The following is a 16,190-nucleotide window of genomic DNA, read 5'->3' as shown; positions in this document are numbered from 1 at the left end:
TTTCGTTTGAAAAAATTTTTTAAAAAACTTTCAAAAAAGTATTGACAAACGAAGAAAGATGTGATAATCTATTAGAGCTGTCGCGAACGACAGTGATTAACACAAAGAACTTTGATAATTAAATAATAGACAACAACCCTGAAAATTCTTTAAAGAGATTTTCAAGAACGTTGAATCGACAAGATTCGAAACCTAAGAACAGTAAACAGGAACAGAATTGCTAGCAGTGATTCTGACTGGATACAAACACTTTTAACGAGAGTTTGATCCTGGCTCAGGATGAACGCTGGCGGCGTGCCTAACACATGCAAGTCGAACGAAGCACTTAAGACGGATTCTTCGGATGAAAGCTTTAGTGACTGAGTGGCGGACGGGTGAGTAACGCGTGGGTAACCTGCCTCATACAGGGGGATAACAGTTAGAAATGACTGCTAATACCGCATAAGACCACGGAGCCGCATGGCTCAGTGGGAAAAACTCCGGTGGTATGAGATGGACCCGCGTCTGATTAGCTTGTTGGCGGGGTAACGGCCCACCAAGGCGACGATCAGTAGCCGGCCTGAGAGGGTGAACGGCCACATTGGGACTGAGACACGGCCCAAACTCCTACGGGAGGCAGCAGTGGGGAATATTGCACAATGGGGGAAACCCTGATGCAGCGACGCCGCGTGAGCGAAGAAGTATTTCGGTATGTAAAGCTCTATCAGCAGGGAAGAAAATGACGGTACCTGACTAAGAAGCACCGGCTAAATACGTGCCAGCAGCCGCGGTAATACGTATGGTGCAAGCGTTATCCGGATTTACTGGGTGTAAAGGGAGCGTAGACGGCTGTGTAAGTCTGAAGTGAAAGGCGGGGGCTCAACTCCCGGACTGCTTTGGAAACTATACAGCTAGAGTGTCGGAGAGGCAAGTGGAATTCCCAGTGTAGCGGTGAAATGCGTAGATATTGGGAGGAACACCAGTGGCGAAGGCGGCTTGCTGGACGATGACTGACGTTGAGGCTCGAAAGCGTGGGGAGCAAACAGGATTAGATACCCTGGTAGTCCACGCCGTAAACGATGACTACTAGGTGTCGGGTAGCAGAGCTATTCGGTGCCGCAGCCAACGCAATAAGTAGTCCACCTGGGGAGTACGTTCGCAAGAATGAAACTCAAAGGAATTGACGGGGACCCGCACAAGCGGTGGAGCATGTGGTTTAATTCGAAGCAACGCGAAGAACCTTACCTGGTCTTGACATCCCGGTGCCGGCAGAGTAATGTCTGCTTTCCTTCGGGACACTGGAGACAGGTGGTGCATGGTTGTCGTCAGCTCGTGTCGTGAGATGTTGGGTTAAGTCCCGCAACGAGCGCAACCCTTATCTTTAGTAGCCAGCATTAAGGATGGGCACTCTAGAGAGACTGCCAGGGATAACCTGGAGGAAGGTGGGGATGACGTCAAATCATCATGCCCCTTATGACCAGGGCTACACACGTGCTACAATGGCGTAAACAAAGGGAAGCGAAGCCGCGAGGCCAAGCAAATCTCAAAAATAACGTCTCAGTTCGGATTGTAGTCTGCAACTCGACTACATGAAGCTGGAATCGCTAGTAATCGCGAATCAGCATGTCGCGGTGAATACGTTCCCGGGTCTTGTACACACCGCCCGTCACACCATGGGAGTTGGTAACGCCCGAAGTCAGTGACCCAACCATAAAGGAGGGAGCTGCCGAAGGTGGGACCGATAACTGGGGTGAAGTCGTAACAAGGTAGCCGTATCGGAAGGTGCGGCTGGATCACCTCCTTTCTAAGGAAGAAGAAGTAAGGAAAGTTGTTGTCTGTTATTTAGTTATCGAAGAGATAACGAGAGATATCTGGTGGCGATGCGCTTAGGGGACACACCCGTTCCCATCCCGAACACGATGGTTAAGACCTAAGCGGCCGATGGTACTGCACTGGAGACGGTGTGGGAGAGCAGGTGGCCGCCAGATTCAGAAAGAAAGGGCTTATAGCTCAGCCGGTTAGAGCGCACGCCTGATAAGCGTGAGGTCGGTGGTTCGAGTCCACTTAAGCCCACTGTTTTAAGAGAGCCGACGAATCAGATTCATTTAGGTAAGTGTGAGTCTGAGGAGGTAAGGCCCACTTAAGCCCATTATTAAAAAATCTATATTTTTAATACATACCCATACGGGGGATTAGCTCAGTTGGGAGAGCGCCTGCCTTGCAAGCAGGAGGTCACGAGTTCGAATCTCGTATTCTCCACGCAGATAATGAAGAGAGCAGACGATGCCTGAAGACAGAAGCCTGAGCCAAGCTCGCTTGAGCGAAGGATCATGGCTGAAGGCAGAAGGATATTCAAAGAATATCCGTGACTGAGGAACTTGTTCCGAAGTCTCGGTTGCGGACTAAATCATTCAACAAACAAGCTCTTTATTATCTAACAGATGTAACTTAAATCTTTGTTACATCAACTATGTACCTTGAAAACTGCATACAAAGATAAATCAATTCTCAAATAAAAGAGAAAGACATCCGAGGTGATTGTTGTTCTTAAGGATAACAATTAACTGACACTTCGAGACAACGAAGTAAAAAAACAAACCTGAATGCCAACACATACACGCTAGTATGTGTAGCCGACTCTCATTCCCGTGAGAGGAAGCGTTTGGTTATGCTAGAAAGAGCGCAGGGTGGATGCCTTGGCACTAAGAGCCGATGAAAGACGTGATAAGCTGCGAAAAGCTTCGGGGAGGAGCAAATATCCGACGATCCGGAGATATCTGAATGGGGAAACCTACTGGAGCAGACCTCCAGTATCCATACGCCAATCCATAACGTATGGAGGGGAACCCGGTGAACTGAAACATCTAAGTAGCCGGAGGAAGAGAAAGAAACATCGATTTCCAAAGTAGCGGCGAGCGAAATGGAAAGAGCCCAAACCGTGGTGCGTGCACCACGGGGTTCGGACCGCATAAATGATCTGGTAAGTTTAGCAGAATGGTTTTGGGAAAGCCAGCCAAAGAGGGTGAAAGCCCCGTAAGCGAAAGATGAACCAGCATGGCGGTATCCAGAGTACTACGAGACACGTGAAACCTTGTAGGAATACGCGGGGACCACCCCGTAAGGCTAAATACTCCTTAGTGACCGATAGCGCATAGTACTGTGAAGGAAAGGTGAAAAGGACCCCGGGAGGGGAGTGAAAGAGAACCTGAAACCCTGTGTTTACAAGCTGTGGAACATCTATATATGATGAACCGCGTACTTTTTGTAGAACGGTCCGGCGAGTTACGCTGGCTGGCGAGGTTAAGCACTCAAGGTGCGGAGCCGAAGGGAAACCAAGTCTTAACAGGGCGTGAAGTCAGTCGGAGTAGACCCGAAACCGGGTGATCTATCCATGTCCAGGATGAAGTTGCCGTAAAAGGCAATGGAGGTCCGAACCCACATCCGTTGAAAAGGGTGGGGATGAGGTGTGGATAGGGGAGAAATTCCAATCGAACCCGGAGATAGCTGGTTCTCCTCGAAATAGCTTTAGGGCTAGCCTCATGAGAGTCTTTTGGAGGTAGAGCACTGAATTCCCGCGGGGGCGTCAAAGCTTACCAAAGGATATCAAACTCCGAATGCCAGTAAGATGATTCATGGGAGTCAGACTGCACGAGATAAGTTGGGCAGTCAAAAGGGAAAGAGCCCAGACCTGCAGCTAAGGTCCCAAAATGTGTGTTAAGTGGAAAAGGATGTGGGATTTCAAAGACAACCAGGATGTTGGCTTAGAAGCAGCCATACATTAAAAGAGTGCGTAATAGCTCACTGGTCGAGAGGTCCTGCGCCGAAAATGTCCGGGGCTGAAACACACTACCGAAGCTCAGGAATCTACAAAGTAGATTGGTAGAGGAGCATTCTTAGAGAGACGAAGCAGTACCGGAAGGAGCTGTGGATCTTTAAGAAGAGAGAATGCCGGAATGAGTAGCGAGAGGAAGGTGGGAATCCTTCCGGCCGAATACCCAAGGTTTCCAGAGTAAAGCTGATCTGCTCTGGGTAAGTCGGGACCTAAGGCGAGGTCGGGAGACGTAGCCGATGGACAACAGGTTGAGATTCCTGTACTGCAGTATGACAGAACTGTGGGGACGCAGAGGGAGAGCACTACCGGGAATGGAATCCCGGGGCAAGCGAGGTAGGAGAGGGATTGGCAAATCCGTTCCTCAATCCGAAGACGTGATGCGTACCGAACTATAAGTAGGGAAGTGTGTGAGCCAGCTGCCAAGAAAAGCCGCTATCGTTCATACTGCACCCGTACCGTAAACCGACACAGGTAGGTGAGGAGAGAATCCTAAGGCCGACGGGAGAAGCATTGTTAAGGAACTCGGCAAAATGACTCCGTAACTTCGGGAGAAGGAGTGCCTGGCGACAGGCCGCAGAGAATTGGCCCAAGCAACTGTTTAGCAAAAACACAGGTCTATGCAAAACCGTAAGGTGAAGTATATGGGCTGACGCCTGCCCGGTGCTGGAAGGTTAAGGGGAGAGGTTAGTCGAAAGGCGAAGCTTTGAACTTAAGCCCCAGTAAACGGCGGCCGTAACTATAACGGTCCTAAGGTAGCGAAATTCCTTGTCGGGTAAGTTCCGACCCGCACGAAAGGCGTAATGATTTGGGCACTGTCTCAACAATGCACCCGGTGAAATTGAAGTACCAGTGAAGATGCTGGTTACCTGCGCCAGGACGGAAAGACCCCATGGAGCTTTACTCCAGCTTGATACTGGGATTCGATATTGTATGTACAGGATAGGTGGGAGGCCGTGAAGTGGTGACGCCAGTTGCCATGGAGCCGCTGTTGGGATACCACCCTTGCAGTATTGGATTTCTAACCAGCAGCCGTGATCCGGCTGGGGGACAATGTCAGGTGGGGAGTTTGACTGGGGCGGTCGCCTCCGAAAGGGTATCGGAGGCGCTCAAAGGTTCCCTCAGAATGGTTGGAAACCATTCGAAGAGTGCAAAGGCAGAAGGGAGCTTGACTGCGACACCGACGGGTGGAGCAGGTACGAAAGTAGGACTTAGTGATCCGGTGGTATAAAGTGGGATTGCCATCGCTCAACGGATAAAAGCTACCCTGGGGATAACAGGCTTATCACTCCCAAGAGTTCACATCGACGGAGTGGTTTGGCACCTCGATGTCGGCTCATCGCATCCTGGGGCTGAAGTAGGTCCCAAGGGTTGGGCTGTTCGCCCATTAAAGCGGTACGCGAGCTGGGTTCAGAACGTCGTGAGACAGTTCGGTCCCTATCCGGCGTGGGCGTAGGATATTTGAGAGGAGCTGGCCTTAGTACGAGAGGACCGGGCTGGACTGACCGCTGGTGTATCTGTTGTCTTGCCAAAGGCATGGCAGAGTAGCCAAGTCAGGAAGGGATAAACGCTGAAGGCATCTAAGCGTGAAGCCCCCCTCAAGATGAGATATCCCAACGCAAGTTGTAAGACCCCTTGAAGACGACAAGGTAGATAGGACAGAGGTGGAAGTGCAGTAATGTACGGAGCTGACTGTTACTAATCGGTCGAGGGCATAACCAAGAGGTAGGATAGGTAGTAGTGGATGGAAGATGATTCTTTGTATGCTGTTTTGAAGGTACATAAAGCCTTTAATTAGGCCCGATGGCTCAGTTGGTTAGAGCGCCGCCCTGTCACGGCGGAGGTCGTGGGTTCGAGTCCCATTCGGGTCGTTGACATTTCGCACTTAGCGAGGTATTTTCGCGGTTAGTGCGAAAGTCCATCTTTGAGCTCTGCGAAAAGATGTTCCTTAATCTAATATGGGATCATAGCTCAGCTGGGAGAGCATCTGCCTTACAAGCAGAGGGTCATAGGTTCGAGCCCTATTGGTCCCATTTTGCGAAAGCAGTTTATGTAATCGCAATTAGCCGATCGCAAAATGTGACGGCGGTGTTATCACACCGATGCACACAGCTTCTTCGAAGCTGGCGCGGGCTAATATGCCGATGTGGCTCAATTGGCAGAGCAGCTGATTTGTAATCAGCAGGTTATCGGTTCGAGTCCGATCATCGGCTTGTACATCACATAAGTGATGTAATAATAAAATATGGGTGGATTCCCGAGTGGCCAAAGGGGACAGACTGTAAATCTGCTGCAAATTGCTTCGGTGGTTCGAATCCACCTCCGCCCATTTACATTTGAATAATGTAACCTAATTGAATATCGCGGGGTGGAGCAGTCTGGTAGCTCGTCGGGCTCATAACCCGAAGGTCGTAGGTTCAAATCCTGCCCCCGCAATTCATGCCCAGATAGCTCAGTCGGTAGAGCAGAGGACTGAAAATCCTCGTGTCACTGGTTCGATTCCGGTTCTGGGCATCTTGTCTACCGGGACAAGTAAATAACTCGGATGGAGCATTAGCTCAGGCGGTAGAGCACTTGACTTTTAATCAAGTTGTCCGGGGTTCGAATCCCCGATGCTTCATGATTATAACGCAAATCCATACATTGGGATTTGCGTTTTTTTCATATGAGAAATTTAATTATTAAAATATAAGGTATTTTTAGGTTAGCGAAGATTTGATTATTTTTATAATATAAAAAGGAGGCTGTATATGAAAACATCAACAGATTTGGAAAAATTACTTATGAGTATTAATCGGAAGAGTTATCCGGCATATAAAGATTTGCGGGGAAATTATCAGTTTCCGGGATTTCAGTTAAATATTGATCATGTGCAGGGGGATCCGTTTGCAGCGCCGTCAAAACTGAGTATTTTGGTGAAGAAGGCGCAGGCTGGTTTTCCGGAGGAGATGTACGCGGTAAATTATCGCCGTGTGGCTTTGCAGGACTACCTTACGCGGGCTTTTTATCGTGCAGTGGGGAATTATACTTTTCAGGCGAAAGGTTCGGGAAAAAGCGGTTTAATCGGAATCAGCCGGTGCGGTCAGGAAATTCTCGAGAGGACGGCATTTGAGATTAAGGGGGGAGACCTTTTGGTCCGTTTTGAGGTTGGTTTTCCGGCAAATGGACGTACGATCAATGCATTTGAATTGAAAAAGATCTTGTTTGAGTATCTGCCCGAGGCGGTCAGGAAATCTTTGTACTACAAGAATTTGAGAGCTGATGAGGTGAGAAAGGTCGTAGAGCTTTCCGAGGATCAGCATACGATCAGGGAGGAGCTTAAAAAACGGAATCTTGTGGCATTTGTGGCAAATGGCGCAGTATTGCCCAGGGAGAGCGGGATTTCCCAGAAGCCCATGAAGAATGCAGTGCGGTTTAAGTCTCCTGAAAGTATGGAGGTTGAGATGAATCTGCCATATAAGGGGAAGATTACCGGCATGGGAATACCGGCAGGGATTACGTTGATCGTAGGCGGCGGCTACCACGGCAAATCTACCCTGTTAAAAGCGCTTGAACAGGGGATTTACAACCATATTGCAGGCGATGGCAGGGAATATGTTATCACATCGGATACGGCTGTTAAAATCAGGGCTGAGGACGGTCGTGCGGTGTCTCATGTAAATATTTCTCCTTTTATCAATGATCTGCCGAATAAGAAGGATACGGTGGATTTTAGTACGGAAGATGCCAGTGGCTCTACTTCTCAGGCGGCCAATGTTGTGGAGGCTGTACAGGCGGGAGCTAAGGTCCTGTTGATCGATGAGGATACCTGCGCTACGAATTTTATGGTTCGGGATTCTTTGATGCAGGCTGTGGTTTCGGGAGATAAAGAGCCAATCACTCCGTTTACGCTGCAGGCGCGGAAACTGTATGAAGAACAGGACGTATCGGTTATTTTGGTCGCAGGCAGTTCGGGATCGTATTTTTATATTGCAGATCACATTTTACAGATGGATAATTACAGAACTTTTGATATCACGGAGAAAGTGAAAAATGTGATCAGCCGTATTCCGGGAGAGGAAGAGACGGAAGACTTAAAGATACCGGTAGATGTGATTTTTTCAAAGGAAGGGAGAAAGAGACTCGTTCGTGCCGGTAAGCTGGACAGAAAGCATGATCAGGTCAAGATTAAACAGTTCGGGAAGGATAGTTTTTCTATCGGAAAAGACACGGTGGATCTGAAATATGTGGAACAGATTTTGGACAGTGAGCAGACTACGGCCCTTTCCTATTGTTTGAAGAACCTGTTAGAGCAGATGGAGAAAAGAGAACAGAATGTGGATAGTATGGTGGAAAACCTGTGGAAGCAGATTCAGGATAAAGGAATTGCTTCTTTGTGCCAGGGGTCTTATCTGCCGGTCGGCATGGCGCAGATCCGAAAACAGGACATTTACGCGTGTCTGAACAGATATCGGGGATTTTATCTGTAATTTTGTTTGATAGAAGAAGTTTTTTTCGATTGCCAGGCATACTTTAGTGGGTATGTTTCATATTTTCCTGAAATAGGAGGTTTGTAATGAAAAAGAAAGTAAGATGGCTGGCTGGGATACTGGCAGTTGTCTTGGCTGTAGTAGGAATTCCGGTAAGGACCGCAAAAGCCGTGGACGAAGAATCATTTGATACGACAGCAGCACCTGTTCCGAAGGAAACCAAGGAAGAGGAGGAGAATACGAAGAAAGCTTATGAGATGAAGGTTGAGTCCAATGAGTTAACGGGCTGGCCCAAGGGACCGCAGACGTATGGAGAAGCAGGAATCGTGTTGGAGGCAAAAAGCGGGGCTATTTTATATTCTAAGAATATAGATGGAAAGGCTTATCCGGCCAGTATCACGAAGATTTTGACGGCTCTTGTCGCTCTGGAAAATAAAAATGTAGAGGACAAGATTACGATCACACAGGAGAGTATTGATTTTCTGGAATATGGAGATGCGCATATCGGGTTGACTCCGGGCGAGGAGATTACGTTAAATGATGCGCTTTATGCCCTTCTTTTGGCTTCGGCGAACGAGGTGGCTTATGCGATTGGAGCAAATACGGGAGAGGGTTATGACTGGTTTCTCCAGCAGATGAATACCAGGGCAAAGGAGCTGGGGGCGGTAAATTCGCATTTTGTGAATACGAACGGTCTTCAGGATACAGAGCATTATACGACAGCCCGGGACATGGCGCTGATCACCCGGGAGTTATTATTAAATCATAAGGAATTTTCGGAGATTTCCCAGACGAAGGAATACCGGATTCCGGCGACGAATCTGGTGTCGGAGGAGAGAGTATTTCAGCAGAAGCATCAGATGTTCTATGACTGGTGTGAGAGCTATGATTCCCGCGTAGTGGCGGGAAAAACGGGGTATACCGATGATGCACTGAATACGCTGGTGACCTGCACTGATGATGGAAATATGAAATTAATCTGTGTTGTGCTGAAAACGCATGGGCGAAATGTTTATCCGAATACCAAGAATTTACTGGATTATGGGTACGACAATTTTCAGAAGGTGGAAATCGCAGGAAAAGAAAAATCTGAGGATATCGAAAGCATGGAGGAGGGGGCTTATGTGGTGCTTCCTTCCGGGATAGAGTTTGAAAGTCTTAAAATGGAATTGGTGACAGATGAGGAAAATGCTTCGACAGGAACGGCCATTTATACTTATGAGGGAAATCCGGTGGGAAGTGTGAAGGTAGCGTTCAGTGAAGCATATTTGAAGAAAAATGCGCCGGAAGAAGTGGAAAAAGATAAAGATCAGACGGAAAAGAATGCTGGGAATGTCGTGGAGAAGGTGAAGGAGAGTATTCCAGAGTGGGTTTATTGGGTACTCAAAGGTTTTGGAATATTGATTGGACTTTTGGCAATCTGGCTGGTGATTGCATTTTGCATCAGGAAAAAACGGCGCAAAGAGAGGCAGAAGCGCAGAGAAATGCGGAGACGGAGGAGAAGAAGGTAAGAATGTATAGCGCTTTGTAAATATCTGTGCTATGTAATTGCATACTAAAACTATAATTCTATCTGAATAATGACGGAAACTTTATGCTAAATCCGTCAAATCACCGAAAATATAAGAAACCCTTGACGAAACAAGGGTTTCTTTATTATAATAGCAAAGAATACGAAAAGACTTTGACGGAGACAGTAGCTATATTTGAAAGGCCAAGCGAGCCGGCGATGGTGCAAGTCCGGTGCGAGTAGGATATAGACGAATATCACTTCTGAGTTGCAGATGTTGAAAGTTGCGGTAGATTGTATTTATATAGGGAATTTTTTATGGATACCGCGATGATTAAATTCTGACGGCCCTTCCCCCGTTACAGGGAACTCATATGATGGTATGCAGTAACAGGTGGTTAAACGAAGATGCTATGCTTTCGTCCTTTTACGGACGGAAGTTTTTTTATTTTACAGAAAACTTGTGTTTTCTAAATATGTTTACCCATCAATCGGATATGGTCATGTGGAAGCATTATAAGATAAGATTGGGGAATTTTCCGCTATAGGACTACAAACAGCAGGCGGAAAATAAAGTAGAAAGGAGTACAGCCATGTCGATGTATAAGAAAGTGTCCACGGATCTGAAGTTTGTAGACCGTGAGAAAGCGACAGAGAAGTTCTGGGAAGAACATCAGATTTTTGAAAAGAGTATGGAGAACCGCAAGGAAGGGGAGACCTATACTTTCTATGACGGACCCCCGACAGCGAATGGAAAGCCGCATATCGGGCATGTCCTGACGCGTGTAATTAAAGATATGATCCCGAGATACCGCACCATGAAGGGGTATATGGTGCCGAGAAAGGCAGGGTGGGATACCCACGGACTGCCGGTAGAGCTGGAGGTCGAGAAGGCCCTGGGGCTTGACGGAAAGGATCAGATCGAGGAATACGGTCTGGAACCGTTTATTGACAAATGTAAGGAAAGTGTCTGGAAATACAAAGGAATGTGGGAGGATTTCTCAAGCACCGTCGGTTTCTGGGCAGATATGGAGAATCCTTATGTAACCTATGATAATAACTTTATTGAGTCTGAGTGGTGGGCACTTAAGAAGATCTGGGAGAAGGGCCTGCTCTATAAGGGCTTTAAGATCGTTCCCTATTGCCCGAGATGTGGTACGCCGCTGTCGGCTCAGGAAGTGGCGCAGGGCTATAAAGATGTGAAGGAGCGTTCCGCTATCGTCAGGTTCAAGGTAAAGGACGAGGACGCTTATATTCTGGCATGGACGACCACGCCCTGGACCCTGCCGTCCAATATCGGCCTTTGTGTGAACCCCCAGGAAGAGTATGCCAAGGTAAAATGTGTAGACGGCTATACGTATTATATGGCATCTGCGCTTCTGGATACGGTGCTTGGAAAGCTCGCCGAGGACGGAAAGTCAGCGTATGAGGTTCTGGAAACCTACAAAGGAAAGGACCTGGAATACAAGGAATATGAGCCGCTTTATCAGTGTGCTTATGAATGTGCCGCAAAACAGAATAAAAAGTGCTTCTATGTTGTATGTGATACCTACGTAACTCTGACAGATGGTACCGGCGTGGTTCACATTGCACCGGCATTTGGTGAAGACGATGCGAAGGTCGGACGTAAATATGATTTCCCGTTTGTACAGCTTGTAGATGAGAAGGGAAATATGGGAGAGACGACTCCATTTGCGGGATTATTTGTAAAGAAGGCGGATCCGGAGGTATTAAAGGATTTGGAGAGCCGCGGCCTTCTGTTCGATGCGCCGAAGTTTGAGCACAGCTACCCGCACTGCTGGAGATGCGATACTCCGCTGATTTATTATGCAAGAGAATCCTGGTTCATCAAAATGACAGATGTAAAAGAGGATTTGATCGCAAATAATAACACAATCAACTGGATTCCGGAGAGTATCGGTAAGGGACGTTTCGGCGACTGGCTGGAAAATGTTCAGGACTGGGGTATCAGCCGTAACCGTTACTGGGGAACCCCGCTTAATATCTGGGAGTGCGAGTGCGGACATCAGCATTCTATCGGAAGTATTGAAGAACTGAAATCCATGTCCGATAACTGCCCGGATAATATTGAACTGCACCGTCCGTATATTGACGAGGTAACGATCCGTTGTCCGAAGTGCGGGAAACCGATGCATCGTGTGCCGGAGGTCATTGACTGCTGGTTCGACAGTGGTTCCATGCCGTTCGCACAGCATCACTATCCGTTTGAAAATCAGGAATTATTTGAACAGCAGTTCCCGGCGAACTTTATTTCAGAAGCCGTAGACCAGACCCGTGGCTGGTTCTACTCACTGCTGGCTATCTCTACCCTGATTTTTAACAAGGCGCCATATAAGAACGTGATCGTTCTGGGGCATGTACAGGACGAGAACGGACAGAAGATGAGTAAGTCCAAAGGAAATGCCGTTGACCCGTTTGAGGCTCTTGAGACCTACGGAGCAGATGCGATCCGCTGGTATTTCTATGTGAACAGTGCACCGTGGCTGCCGAACCGTTTCCATGGCAAGGCGGTCGTAGAAGGACAGAGAAAGTTCATGGGTACACTTTGGAATACCTATGCGTTCTTTGTGCTGTATGCAAATATTGATGAATTTGACGCGACAAAATATACGCTGGATTATGAGAAATTATCCGTTATGGACAAATGGCTGCTTTCCAAGCTGAACACGCTGGTGAAGGAAGTGGACGATAACCTGGGCAACTACCGGATTCCGGAGGCTGCAAGAGCACTTCAGGATTTTGTAGACGATATGAGTAACTGGTACGTAAGACGAAGCCGTGAGCGTTTCTGGGCGAAGGGAATGGAGCAGGATAAGATCAATGCTTATATGACTCTGTATACCGCCCTTGTTACCGTTTCCAAGGCGGCTGCACCGATGATTCCGTTCATGACAGAAGAGATTTACCAGAATCTGGTGAGAAGCCTGGATCAGAGCGCTCCGGAAAGTATTCATCTTTGTGATTTCCCGGAAGTAGATACGGCTTACATCGACAAAAAACTGGAAGAAAATATGGATCTTGTCCTGAAGGTAGTCGTTATGGGACGTGCGTGCCGTAACACTGCAAATATCAAGAACCGTCAGCCGATCGGGAAAATGTTTGTAAAAGGTATTCCGGCTCTGGAGAAGTTTTACCAGGATATCATCACCGATGAGCTGAATGTGAAAGAGATGGAAATTACTGAAGATGTAAGAGCATTTACCTCTTATACCTTCAAACCGCAGCTTAAGACGGTTGGACCGAAGTATGGAAAGCTGCTTGGAGGCATCAAGAATGCGCTGAATAGTCTTGACGGCAATGCGGCGATGGACGAACTTAATGCAAATGGTTCTCTGAAGCTGGATATTAACGGACAGGAAGTAACCTTATTTAAGGAAGACCTGTTGATCGATATGGCTCAGACAGAGGGTTACGTATCTGAAAGCGATTATGGTATCACCGTTGTCCTGGATACGAATCTGACAGAAGAGCTTTTGGAGGAAGGTTTTGTAAGAGAGATCATCAGCAAGATCCAGACCATGCGTAAAGAAGCTGATTTTGAAGTGACTGACAAGATTAAGGTGACCTATGACGGAAGCGAGAAGGCGGAAGCTGTATTTGCAAAATTTGCTGAGGAGATCGGCGGTGAGACGCTGGCAGTAAGCGTCACGAAGGCCGAGCCGGCAGGTTATGTGAAAGAGTGGAAGATTAACGGCGAAGTTGTAAATATGGGTGTCGTAAGATAGGTTGATCGAAAATAGATTGTTTTATGATAAAACATTTGAAACGCAGCCTATGCAAGATCAGGCAGCATGATTAGGCAACGATACGGAGGGAATAAAAAAAATGTATAAAATGAGCAAAAGATTTGAAAAGGAAACATTTAAACAGGAAGTAAAGGATAACGTGCGTACCCTTTACCGCCGTGATATTGATGAGGCTACCCCGCAGCAGATTTTCCAGGCGGTTTCTTATGCGGTAAAGGAAGCGATCGTCGATGACTGGCTGGATACGCAGAAAACGTATGAGAAGGAAGATCCGAAGACTGTTTACTATATGTCTATGGAGTTCCTTATGGGGCGTGCGCTGGGAAACAACCTGATCAACATGACCGCTTACAATGAAGTGAAAGAGGCTCTCGATGAGATGGGAATCGATCTGAATGCGATTGAGGATCAGGAACCGGACGCTGCACTTGGAAATGGTGGTCTGGGACGTCTGGCAGCCTGCTTTTTGGATTCTCTGGCGTCTCTGGGATATGCGGCATACGGCTGCGGTATCCGTTACCGCTACGGTATGTTCAAGCAGAAAATTAAAAACGGCTATCAGGTGGAGACTCCGGATAACTGGTTGAGAGACGGAAATCCGTTCGAACTGCGCCGTGATGAGTATGCGAAGGAAGTACGTTTCGGCGGAACGATTCGTATTGAATATGACGAGAAGACCAGGAGAAATAACTTCATTCAGGAAAATTATGAATCCGTACTTGCGATTCCATATGATATGCCGATTGTAGGTTACGGCAACCATGTGGTAAATACGCTTCGTATCTGGGACGCGAAAGCGATCACAGAGTTCAACCTGGATTCCTTTGACCGCGGCGAGTACCACAAAGCGATTGAGCAGGAAAACCTGGCTAAGAATATTGTTGAGGTCCTTTATCCGAATGATAATCATTATGCAGGAAAAGAGCTTCGTCTGAAACAGCAGTATTTCTTTATTTCCGCGAGTTTGCAGGCACTCCTTGCAAGATATAAGAAGAAACATGACGACGTCCGCAAATTATATGAAAAGGTGACCATTCAGATGAATGATACCCACCCGACTGTTGCTGTTGCAGAGCTTATGCGTCTTCTGATCGACGAGGAAGGCCTGGAGTGGGACGAAGCATGGGAGGTTACCACAAAAACGGTCGCTTATACGAACCATACGATTATGGCTGAGGCTCTGGAGAAATGGCCAATCGACCTGTTTTCAAGACTTCTGCCGCGTGTATACCAGATCATTCAGGAGATCGACCGCCGTTTTGTAGAAAAGATCCGTCAGATGTATCCGGGCAATGAGGAGAAAGTCCGCAAGATGGCAATTCTTCGTGACGGCCAGGTCAAGATGGCACATCTGGCTATCGTTGCGGGATACTCCGTAAATGGCGTGGCACGTCTGCACACGGAGATTCTGAAAAATCAGGAACTGAAAGATTTCTATGAGATGATGCCGCAGAAATTTAACAATAAGACGAATGGTATTACACAGAGAAGATTCCTTCTTCATGGAAATCAGCTTTTAGCTGACTGGGTGACCGCTCATATCGGAGACGGCTGGATCACAGATCTGTCTCAGATGGCGAAGCTGAAACCGCTGGCAGATGATCCGAAGGCAAGAGCGGAGTTTATGGATATCAAGTACAAGAACAAAGAGCGTCTGGCTGCTTATATCCTGGAGCATAATGGGGTTGAAGTCGATCCGAGATCTATTTTTGACGTACAGGTAAAACGTCTGCATGAGTATAAACGTCAGCTGCTTAACATTTTGCATGTAATGTATCTGTATAACCTGATCAAGGAGCACCCGGAGATGCCGTTCTATCCGAGAACCTTCATCTTTGGCGCAAAGGCATCTGCAGGATATATCCGTGCAAAACAGATCATTAAGCTGATCAACTCTGTAGCTGATGTGGTAAATAATGACCGCAGCATTAACGGAAAACTGAAAGTGGTATTTATCGAAGATTACCGTGTATCCAATGCGGAAATGATCTTTGCGGCAGCAGACGTGAGTGAGCAGATCTCTACTGCATCGAAAGAGGCGTCCGGTACAGGTAACATGAAGTTCATGTTAAATGGTGCGCCGACACTGGGAACCATGGACGGAGCAAATGTGGAGATTGTGGAAGAGGTCGGAATCGAAAATGCATTTATTTTCGGTCTCAGTTCTGATGAGGTTATCAATTACGAGAACCATGGCGGTTACAATCCGCAGGAAATCTACTTCAATGACTGGGAGCTTAAGAGAGTTGTCGACCAGCTTATGGACGGAACCTATTCTCACGGCGATCATGAGATGTTCCGCGACCTGTATAATTCACTCCTTAACACCCAGGGAAGTCCGCGCCCGGATATGTACTTTATCCTTAAAGATTTCCGTGCATACGCTGACGCCCAGAAACGGGTAGAAGAAGCATACCGTGACACCGAAAGATGGGCAAGAATGGCGCTTCTTAACACTGCCTCCTGCGGCAAGTTCACATCTGACAGAACCATTCAGGAATATGTGGACGATATCTGGAAACTGGATCGGGTAACGGTGGAACCGAATCAGTATGAAAAATAAAGAAGGCGGATTTGTCAGATTGAATTTTCATAAGGCAAATGAGCCGGTATTGTGAGCTTACTGCACTGTGAAG

General features: G+C 47.4%; 4 protein-coding genes, 9 tRNA genes and 3 rRNA genes. All 16 read left to right on the top strand.

The window, feature by feature from the left end; genetic code table 11:
- Window positions 1–251 precede the first annotated feature (251 nt).
- Window positions 252–1,783 (top strand): 16S ribosomal RNA (locus ABXS75_01410).
- A gap of 66 nt (window positions 1,784–1,849) precedes the next feature.
- Window positions 1,850–1,967: ribosomal RNA gene (gene rrf, locus ABXS75_01405) — 5S ribosomal RNA — on the top strand.
- An 11-nt stretch (window positions 1,968–1,978) separates the two neighbouring features.
- A tRNA-Ile gene (locus tag ABXS75_01400) sits at window positions 1,979–2,052 on the top strand.
- A gap of 113 nt (window positions 2,053–2,165) precedes the next feature.
- Window positions 2,166–2,238, top strand: a tRNA-Ala gene (locus tag ABXS75_01395).
- Between the two features lie 405 nt (window positions 2,239–2,643).
- Window positions 2,644–5,530, top strand: a 23S ribosomal RNA gene (locus ABXS75_01390).
- The 16S, 23S and 5S rRNA genes sit together here with 9 tRNA genes alongside, the layout of an rRNA operon.
- 75 nt (window positions 5,531–5,605) lie before the next feature.
- Window positions 5,606–5,679 (top strand) — tRNA-Asp (locus ABXS75_01385).
- 89 nt (window positions 5,680–5,768) lie between these two features.
- Window positions 5,769–5,841: transfer RNA gene (locus tag ABXS75_01380), tRNA-Val, on the top strand.
- 107 nt (window positions 5,842–5,948) lie between these two features.
- Window positions 5,949–6,021: transfer RNA gene (locus tag ABXS75_01375), tRNA-Thr, on the top strand.
- 34 nt (window positions 6,022–6,055) lie between these two features.
- Window positions 6,056–6,137 (top strand) — tRNA-Tyr (locus ABXS75_01370).
- Window positions 6,138–6,170: 33 nt separating this feature from the next.
- Window positions 6,171–6,244, top strand: a tRNA-Met gene (locus ABXS75_01365).
- A gap of 5 nt (window positions 6,245–6,249) precedes the next feature.
- Window positions 6,250–6,322, top strand: a tRNA-Phe gene (locus ABXS75_01360).
- Between the two features lie 33 nt (window positions 6,323–6,355).
- A tRNA-Lys gene (locus ABXS75_01355) sits at window positions 6,356–6,428 on the top strand.
- 130 nt (window positions 6,429–6,558) lie between these two features.
- On the top strand, window positions 6,559–8,277 hold the full coding sequence (locus tag ABXS75_01350; protein XCP85489.1) for an ABC-ATPase domain-containing protein: 1,719 nt from the start codon (window positions 6,559–6,561) through the stop codon (window positions 8,275–8,277).
- 86 nt (window positions 8,278–8,363) lie between these two features.
- Complete coding sequence (locus tag ABXS75_01345; protein XCP85488.1) at window positions 8,364–9,788, top strand: serine hydrolase; 1,425 nt, start codon at window positions 8,364–8,366, stop codon at window positions 9,786–9,788.
- 598 nt (window positions 9,789–10,386) lie between these two features.
- Window positions 10,387–13,533, top strand: a complete 3,147-nt coding sequence (gene ileS / locus ABXS75_01340) for an isoleucine--tRNA ligase (GenBank protein XCP87210.1) — start codon at window positions 10,387–10,389, stop codon at window positions 13,531–13,533.
- Window positions 13,534–13,633: 100 nt separating this feature from the next.
- On the top strand, window positions 13,634–16,117 hold the full coding sequence (locus tag ABXS75_01335) for a glycogen/starch/alpha-glucan phosphorylase (protein XCP85487.1): 2,484 nt from the start codon (window positions 13,634–13,636) through the stop codon (window positions 16,115–16,117).
- Window positions 16,118–16,190: the final 73 nt, after the last annotated feature.

Source organism: Roseburia hominis (genome assembly GCA_040702975.1).
GTDB classification, from domain to species: domain Bacteria; phylum Bacillota; class Clostridia; order Lachnospirales; family Lachnospiraceae; genus Allocoprococcus; species Allocoprococcus hominis_A.
This window is presented reverse-complemented; position numbering and strand designations above follow the sequence as displayed.

Bases quoted from the DNA above. Each gene is read 5' to 3' on its own strand.
- ABXS75_01350 (XCP85489.1), top strand. From the start codon at position 6,559: ATGAAAACATCAACAGATTTGGAAAAATTACTTATGAGTATTAATCGG.
- ABXS75_01345 (XCP85488.1), top strand. From the start codon at position 8,364: ATGAAAAAGAAAGTAAGATGGCTGGCTGGGATACTGGCAGTTGTCTTG.
- ileS (XCP87210.1), top strand. From the start codon at position 10,387: ATGTATAAGAAAGTGTCCACGGATCTGAAGTTTGTAGACCGTGAGAAA.
- ABXS75_01335 (XCP85487.1), top strand. From the start codon at position 13,634: ATGTATAAAATGAGCAAAAGATTTGAAAAGGAAACATTTAAACAGGAA.